We start from the raw sequence: 7,032 nt of genomic DNA, 5'->3' as shown, positions 1-7,032 counted from the left end.
ACGCCGACCGCGTCGCCGCCCTTGCGCCATGGCTCGAGCACTACAACACTGAACGCCGCCACAGCGCCCTGAAAGGTCACCCGCCGATCAGCCGGCTGCAACCAACCTGATGGCCGGGTACACCTAGCATCGTGCATATCGTTTGAGCGTCGACACACATCGGCGCAAATCAGACTTCACCTATCCGCGCAGCGGCCCCTACGTCGATGGGTCATGTGGGCGCGGGCACGTCTGGCCCGCCACATCGGTACGGAGACGACTATGAGGGTCTGGAGAAACTGGCAGCAATCGATCACCTGCTGTATCGCCTCGGCGTAGAAGTCACCCCGGACCGGCACGGCGTGACTTCTACTCGTTCGTCGCTAGGCTGAGTTCGCGGTTCGAAAATTGACGCCGGGCCACTGTCAATGTCGGAGCTTTACCGGAGAGGTAGGGCGATCGGCGCGTTGAGAGCTTGGTTCCGCGTGGAGGCGGTGCGTAAGCGGGCCCTAATCTCTTGGAGATCAAGGCCCGCTCGGCCAGCACGAGGAGCTTCGATTGGTGCCGTATGTCAGCCCTTGACCGCACCTGAGGTCATGCCACGGATGAAGTACCGCTGCAGGGCCAGGAACACGAGGATCGGGACGATGATCGTGATGTAGCCGGCAGCGGGGATCAGCTCCCTACCTGCACCCGTCTGCCCCTGCAGACCTTGCAGCGCCACCGTCGCGACCGTGTTGTCGCCGCGACCGAGGAAGATCAGCGCGACGAGCAGGTCGTTCCAGACCCAGAGGAACTGGAAGATGGCGAAGGAGGCCAGCGCCGGTGTCGACATCGGCATGATGAGGCGCCAGAACGTCGTGAAGTGGCTGGCGCCGTCGATCTTCGCCGACTCGATGACGGCCGTCGGCAGCCCGGACATGTAGCTGCGCAGGATGTAGACCGCGAGCGGCATGCCGAAACCGATGTGCGCCAGCCAGACCGCGATGAACGTGCCGTTCAGGCCCAGGCCCGAGTAGAGCTTGACCAGCGGCACGAACGCGACCTGGTTGGGCACGACGAGCAGACCCACGATGATGACGAAGACGACGTCCCGGCCCTTCCACTGCATGAAGGTGAAGGCGTACGCCGCGAACGCGGCGATGAGGATCGGGATGACGGTGGCCGGGAGGGCCACGATGAGGCTGTTGATGAACGCCTGCGACATCGGGATGCCGGCCGCGTCCGAGGTCAGCACGTTGGTGTAGTTCTGCAGCGTCCACGAGGACCCGAAGGGGTTGAAGAACGCCGTCCACCACCCGGAGGCGAACTGCTCGTCGCGCGGGCGGAAGGAGTTGACGAGCATGCCGAGCGCGGGGATCATCCACGCGACGCAGAGGACGAGCAGGCCGATGCGCACCGGCCAACCGGCCGATCCGGCACCGGTCCCCAACTTGCTCTGCTTGAGGATCTGCGGCTCGTCGGCAGGTGTGCCGGTGCCTGGCTGGATCGTCGTGGTCATCGTGCAGCCTCCTCGGCCCGGAAGTGCCGGACCTGGTAGATGAGGATCGGGATGACGGCGATCAGCAGGATGACGACGATCGTCGCCGCGTAGCCGTTGTTGCCCTGCGTGTAGAGCTCGTCGTAGAAACGGCGGGCGATCACGTCGGTGTTGTAGGCGCCGTTGGTCGTCACGTAGACGACGTCGAACACCTTCATGACACCGATGAGCACCGTGATGAAGACGGTGATCACCGTGGGCCAGATCTGGGGGACGATGATGCTGAAGAAGATCCGTCGCTCACCGGCGCCGTCGATGCGTCCGGCCTCGACGGTGTCCTCCGGGACACCCTTGATCGCCGCCGACAGCAGGACCATCGAGTACCCGACCTGGGTCCAGATCAGGATGATCATGAGCATCAGGCTGTTGAGGTGCAGGGTGTCGGTGCCGTACCAGTAGACGGGATCCTTGTTGAAGAGCCCGAGGAAGGCGTTGAGCAGGCCCGTCTGGGGGGTTCCCTGCGGCTGGTAGTCGTAGATCGTGCGCCAGATCGTCGCCGCGCCGACCATGCTGATCGCCATCGGCAGGAAGATGAACGTCTTGGCGGTCTTCTCGCCACGAGGTCGCAGCCGATCGGCGAGCACGGCGACGCCGAGTCCGAGGACCACCGTCAGGGCCGGCACGATGACGATCCACAGGACGTTGTTGAAGAGCACCTGCAGGAACGTCTTGTCGGTCAGGACGTCCACGTAGTTCTTGAAGCCGACGTATGCCGTCGAGTCCTCGTTGGCGAAGCTGTACTGGATCGTGACGATGGCCGGGTAGATGAGGTAGACCGCGATCGCGAGGATCGCGGGCCCCGCGAACATCCAGGGCTTGACCCGGTCCTCCCAGCGGCCCTTGAGCGACTCGGACAGCTTGTTGAGGATCCAGAAGATGATGATGGCGCCGCCGATGCCCCCCAGGATCGCGATCACTGCGTTGAGGATCTTGATAGCCATTGCACTTCCTCTCTCGTTGGGAGAATGCGCTGTCGACCGCGGGGGCGACCGGCTGGTCACCCCCGCGGTCAGGCGGCGTCAGCTACCGGTCTTGGGGAAACTCGCGTCGATGTTGTTCAGCGTCGTGTCGAGGTCCTGCTGGCCCGAGAGCCACTTGACCGGCTCGGTCCAGAACGTCCCGGCGCCGACCTTGGCCGGCATGGCGTCCGACCCGTCGAAGCGGGCCGCGGTGGCCTTGTAGAGCACGTCGGAGGCGATGGTCTGGAGCGTCTTGTTCGGCAGCAACGACACGTCCGCCGTCTTGTGCGGGGAGAACGCGCCGTTCTTGGCCTGCTGGGTCCCGTTCTCCTTGCTGGCGATGAAGTTGCGCAGCTTCAGGGTGTTCGGGTCGTTGTTGAACGCCGCGGCGAGGTCGCCGCCGACGAGGACCGGGTTGTCGCTCGCGGTCTTGGCCGGGAAGGCCAGGGGAGCCGTCTCGGTGTCGAGCTTGGAGATCACCGCGTCCGGGAAGCCGCCCTTGTTGGCCACGAACGTCGCCTGCTTGAACAGGTAGCAGCCGGGGGGCTGCGTGAACAGCGCGTTGCCGCCGGTCTGGAAGTTGGTGGCGACGATGGACTTGGTGCCGCCACGGACGTAGCCGTCACCGAAGGCGATCTTCTGGAAGTACTCCCAGGCGGGCTTGATCTCGGGGCTGTTGAACTTCAGCTGTCCCTTGACCCACTTGTCGTAGTTGTCCGGACCGGCGAAGCGCAGGACGAGGTCCTCGATCCAGTCCGTGATGGGCCAGCCGGTGGCAGCGCCGGACTCGGCCGCGATGCACCACGGGGTCTTGCCGTCCGCCTTGATCTTCGCCGTGAGCGTGAGCAGGTCGTCGAGGGTCTTCGGTGCCTGGTAGCCGGCTGCTTTGAACGACGGGGCGTCGGTCCACAGGATGCTCTTGACGCTGACCTCGTTCGGCAGGCCGTAGACCTTGCCGTCGGCGCACGTGCCTGCCTCGACGAAGCCGGGGACGAGCGTCTCCTTGTCGGTGGCGACCGTCGCGTCGTCGAACGGGGTGAGCTTCTTCTGCTTGGCGAGGTCGCACATGAGGCCGGGCTGCGGGAAGAGGCCCACGTCGGGGGCGTTGCCGCCCTGGACGCGCGTGCGGATCTCGGTGTCCCACGAGGCGGCCTTCGTGAACTTGACGGTGATCTTGTTCTGGGCCGCCCACGCGGAGACGTCGGCCTTGAAGCCGGGCTCGGTGTCCGGGCCGAGGCCGTACATCACCTCGATGGTCGACTTGCCCGGGCCGGCGGCTGCCGAGCCGTTGCTGGTGCTACCTCCCGAGTTGGACGACAGGCACCCAGCTGCGAGACCGGCGACGCCGATCCCCACGAGCGCCGTGACGGTTGACCTGCGATTGATCATGCCTGCTCCTCCTCGGAGGGTTGGGGGCGCCATTGGCCCCAGGTTGACCGGCCACGGAGATGCCCGGCTGACAACAGGATTCCCGACATCGCTGCCGTGGTGAGATCGCAGACGAGGTCGGCCAGGCCCGGCAAACATGGTTGCCTGCCTACTCGTCCGTCGGTTGAGTCCGGACAGTGGTTGAACTCTGCGAAGTTTCAACTCGTCGCCTTGCCACGATCGTGGGTAGTTGGGGCCAAAGACAATTGGTCCCCGGGCCGATGACCTAGCAGTCCTGGGTCCAGTGACGGCGGGTTAGCTCACTGCAGGCCCGAGATTCGCAACGTTTACATCATGTTGAAACGCTTGCAGAAACGGAGTCTGGCACGGGCCTTCCCGTCTGACAAGGGGCGCTTCCGTCGTCTGCGCCCTCGCCGATCGCCCCCCTGCGCGTGAGCATGGGCAGGCCTGTTATCTCGGGACCTTGAGCGGTCGATCGGTACCGTCTGGTACGAGCGGTCCCCGTTTGTGCGAGGATGAAAACATGTTTCATCGCCCTCTTCGGTCGGGGTCCCGGTCCCCGACCCTGCCTTCTTGGGTGGATGGCTGCGATGGCCGATGAATCCCGGGCGCGACGGCGCGCTCCACGGGTCAGCCTGGCGGACGTAGCCGCCCTAGCGGGCGTCTCGACCGCAACCGCTTCTCGTTCCCTCCGAGGGGGGTCAAAAGTTGCGCCCAGTACGCGTCAACGAGTGCTCGACGCAGCCAGAGATCTCTCGTACGTCACACCCTTCCAGTTGCAGCCCGTTGACTCGAGATCGCGACCAACTATCGCTGTGATCGTGCCGTTCGTCACCCGTTGGTTCTTCGCGACAGCAACGGAGAGCGCAATCGATTTCCTACGCGCCCGGGGCTACGACGTGCTCCTTTATCACCTGGGCAGTGCCGCCGTCCGGGACGAATTCTTCGCGCGAATGCCCTTGGCCGGACGAGTCGACGGCATCCTGTCCCTCTCGATGCCGCTGTCCGAAGATCACACACTCTCGCTGCGAGCGCTCGACCTACCCTTGGTGAGCCTGGGGGCGGCGATCCCCAACTCGCCATCGGTCGGCATCGACGATGTCAGCGCCGCAAGAGCCGCGGTGAACCACCTCGTGAACTTGCGGCACGAACGGATCGCGCTAATCGCGGGAAAGCCGGACGACCCACGATTCGAGTTCCCTACCTCCGTGAGCAGGCGGCTCGGATACGAGGACGCATTGAACTCGGCCGGAATCGAGTTCGATGCCGGCCTAGTCGCCGAAGGCCCGCACGGGATCAAGGGCGGTGCCGCAGCGATGGCCGAACTGCTTGCCCGGCCCGCGGCACCGACCGCGGTCTTTGCCGAGTACGCAGATCTTGCAATCGGTGCTCTGTGCGCTCTTCGCCGGGCAGGCCTCCGAGCACCCAACGACGTATCCGTCGTGTGCATCGACGACAACGAGCTAACCGACTCTCTCGATCTGACCACTGTCGACCAAGACGTTCACCGTCAAGCGCATGTCGCCGCGCGCATGCTCCTTCAGCTGCTGGGCGCCGAACCAGGCGAGCCGCCCGAGGAGGCAGTGCTCATTCCAACCCGACTCATACTCAGAGGGACCACGTCAACCCCGTGGATTCCCCACCGCACCCACTTCAACATGACAGCGGTTCCGCAATTCTGAAGGTGAACCCGGCTGGCGACGTAGGTGATGTCAAGGATCCATGGCCGGACCAGCAAGCGTACGGTGATGTCCAGTCCAAGCAGTACTGCTTGGGCTATGCACGCTGGTCGCGTCCTTGAACTAGGCCCTCCGTGCGATCCTGAGCGCCAACGCCGAAAATGACGTACGGCGAAAAGCGGCGTGGCCGACAACGGCCGGCGGCAAGCATGACCCCAGACAGGACAAACGGTTGGTGCGATGTCTTGACGCACCCGATGCTTGACGGATCTGTGTCACATGATCCCTGACACTCGGGCTAGGAACCGGGGACAGCGGCGGTCCGTGGCCGCTGTCCCTTGATGCAACGCACGGGCTTGGTGCTGGTCCGTCGGAAGACACCCGTCTCTCCCCCTGCCTCGACGGTCACGGCGGTCTCGGCCACGCGGACGGTGACGGTGTGGTGAGCGTCGGCCCGGCCGATGGCGAGCTTCCCCCCGGCGACCACGATCGCCCCTCCGGTCGAGGCCCGCCGTTGCACGGTGACCGGCTCGGTCTAGCGCAGCGGCGGCCCGGCTGGGCGGACCCTACGCAGGCCTCGCAGCTGCTCGAGCGGAACCGGGTTCGACCCGGTGCGCAGCAGCTCGCGGGTGTCCAGGTCGAACGCCATCAAGGTCGGGCCCTCGATCCAGATCCCGACCTGTCGGCCGCCGAGGCTCTCGGCGATCAGGAACTTGCGCCCGCCTAGGTTGATGCTGCCGAAGCGGGACACGGCACGCTCGAGCTGGACCACCCCACCGGGTTCGAGCGTGGCCGGCAGCGGTGGTGGACCTGAAGGGACCGCTCCTTGGGCCACGACGATGGCCAGGTCGTTGACGGACAGGTGCGAACGGACCGTCTTCACGCGGGTGCCGCCGATGCTCAGGTGGACCATGTCGCAGTCGATCCAGAACCTCACCAGCTGGCCGACCCGGGCCGGGCCGAGCCAGAACTGCTGCCCGCGGATCGCCAGGTTCCCCGACGGGCCAACGACCCGCTCCAGCTCGACCGCCTCCCCGGGCTGCCTGCCGAGGGTGGGTGCCACCGAGAGGTTCCACCCCGGACTCGTCTGTGGCGCAGTGGTCCTCGCGCGGTCGTGCCGGTTCAGTGACCGCGTCCAGGGCCGCCGGCAGCCACAACGGCAGCACCTCGCGTGCCTCGGTCGGCACCGCCGCGAACCGTTCCGCCGACGTCACCGGCAGCGTGTCGTCCAACCCCTGGTGCGGCCGATCGGTGTTGTAGCCGTGCACCCAGCTGTCGACCGCGCCCTGGGCCTCCTCGACCGACTCGAACGGGCCGGCCTCGTCGAGGAAGTCCGGGCGGAACGTCCGGTGAAAACGCTCGATGCTCCTATATTCGTCAAGCGGCCGGGGCGACGGGCGCTGTGACGGCGGAGGTATCCGTGGCGCGGGGCAGGTTGGCGAAGACCTCGCGGGCGATGTAGCGCTTGAGGCAGCGGATGATTTCG

At 65.6% G+C, this 7,032-nt stretch carries 6 protein-coding genes and 1 pseudogene; 2 read left to right on the top strand and 5 right to left on the bottom strand.

The genetic code is table 11. From position 1 onward, the window contains the following. Positions 1-110: integrase core domain-containing protein (locus ABD297_RS23350; RefSeq protein ID WP_344257540.1), on the top strand; the 110-nt coding region annotated here is incomplete at its 5' end. 440 nt (positions 111-550) lie between these two features. Here ABD297_RS23350 and ABD297_RS23345 read toward each other — a convergent pair. The 3 genes from ABD297_RS23345 to ABD297_RS23335 all read right to left on the bottom strand — a co-directional run bounded on the left by ABD297_RS23345 (position 551) and on the right by ABD297_RS23335 (position 3,867). Further along, the gene (locus ABD297_RS23345; RefSeq protein WP_344257538.1) at positions 551-1,480 is read right to left on the bottom strand and encodes a carbohydrate ABC transporter permease; all 930 of its coding nucleotides are present in this window, start codon (positions 1,478-1,480) and stop codon (positions 551-553) included. Next, on the bottom strand, positions 1,477-2,460 hold the full coding sequence (locus ABD297_RS23340; RefSeq protein ID WP_344257537.1) for a carbohydrate ABC transporter permease: 984 nt from the start codon (positions 2,458-2,460) through the stop codon (positions 1,477-1,479). Before ABD297_RS23340 ends, ABD297_RS23345 begins: the two co-directional genes overlap by 4 nt. A 78-nt stretch (positions 2,461-2,538) precedes the next feature. Continuing rightward, the gene (locus tag ABD297_RS23335) at positions 2,539-3,867 is read right to left on the bottom strand and encodes an ABC transporter substrate-binding protein (RefSeq protein ID WP_344257536.1); all 1,329 of its coding nucleotides are present in this window, start codon (positions 3,865-3,867) and stop codon (positions 2,539-2,541) included. Between the two features lie 515 nt (positions 3,868-4,382). Here ABD297_RS23335 and ABD297_RS23330 point away from each other — a divergent pair. Further along, positions 4,383-5,549, top strand: coding sequence for a LacI family DNA-binding transcriptional regulator (locus ABD297_RS23330; RefSeq protein ID WP_344257535.1), 1,167 nt, complete (start codon positions 4,383-4,385; stop codon positions 5,547-5,549). A 532-nt stretch (positions 5,550-6,081) separates the two neighbouring features. On the opposite strand, the gene ABD297_RS23325 is transcribed toward ABD297_RS23330, so the two are convergent. Both ABD297_RS23325 and ABD297_RS23320 read right to left on the bottom strand, forming a co-directional pair. After that, positions 6,082-6,609, bottom strand: coding sequence for a hypothetical protein (locus tag ABD297_RS23325; RefSeq protein WP_344257541.1), 528 nt, complete (start codon positions 6,607-6,609; stop codon positions 6,082-6,084). A gap of 217 nt (positions 6,610-6,826) precedes the next feature. Beyond that, a pseudogene (locus ABD297_RS23320) lies at positions 6,827-6,910 on the bottom strand (hypothetical protein); the annotation flags it as partial. Positions 6,911-7,032 lie beyond the last annotated feature (122 nt).

Origin of the sequence: Terrabacter carboxydivorans, assembly GCF_039532035.1 — a bacterium.
GTDB lineage: Bacteria > Actinomycetota > Actinomycetes > Actinomycetales > Dermatophilaceae > Terrabacter > Terrabacter carboxydivorans.
The sequence above is the reverse complement of the archived record's forward strand: the minus strand, read 5'-3'. Positions and strand labels throughout refer to the sequence as shown.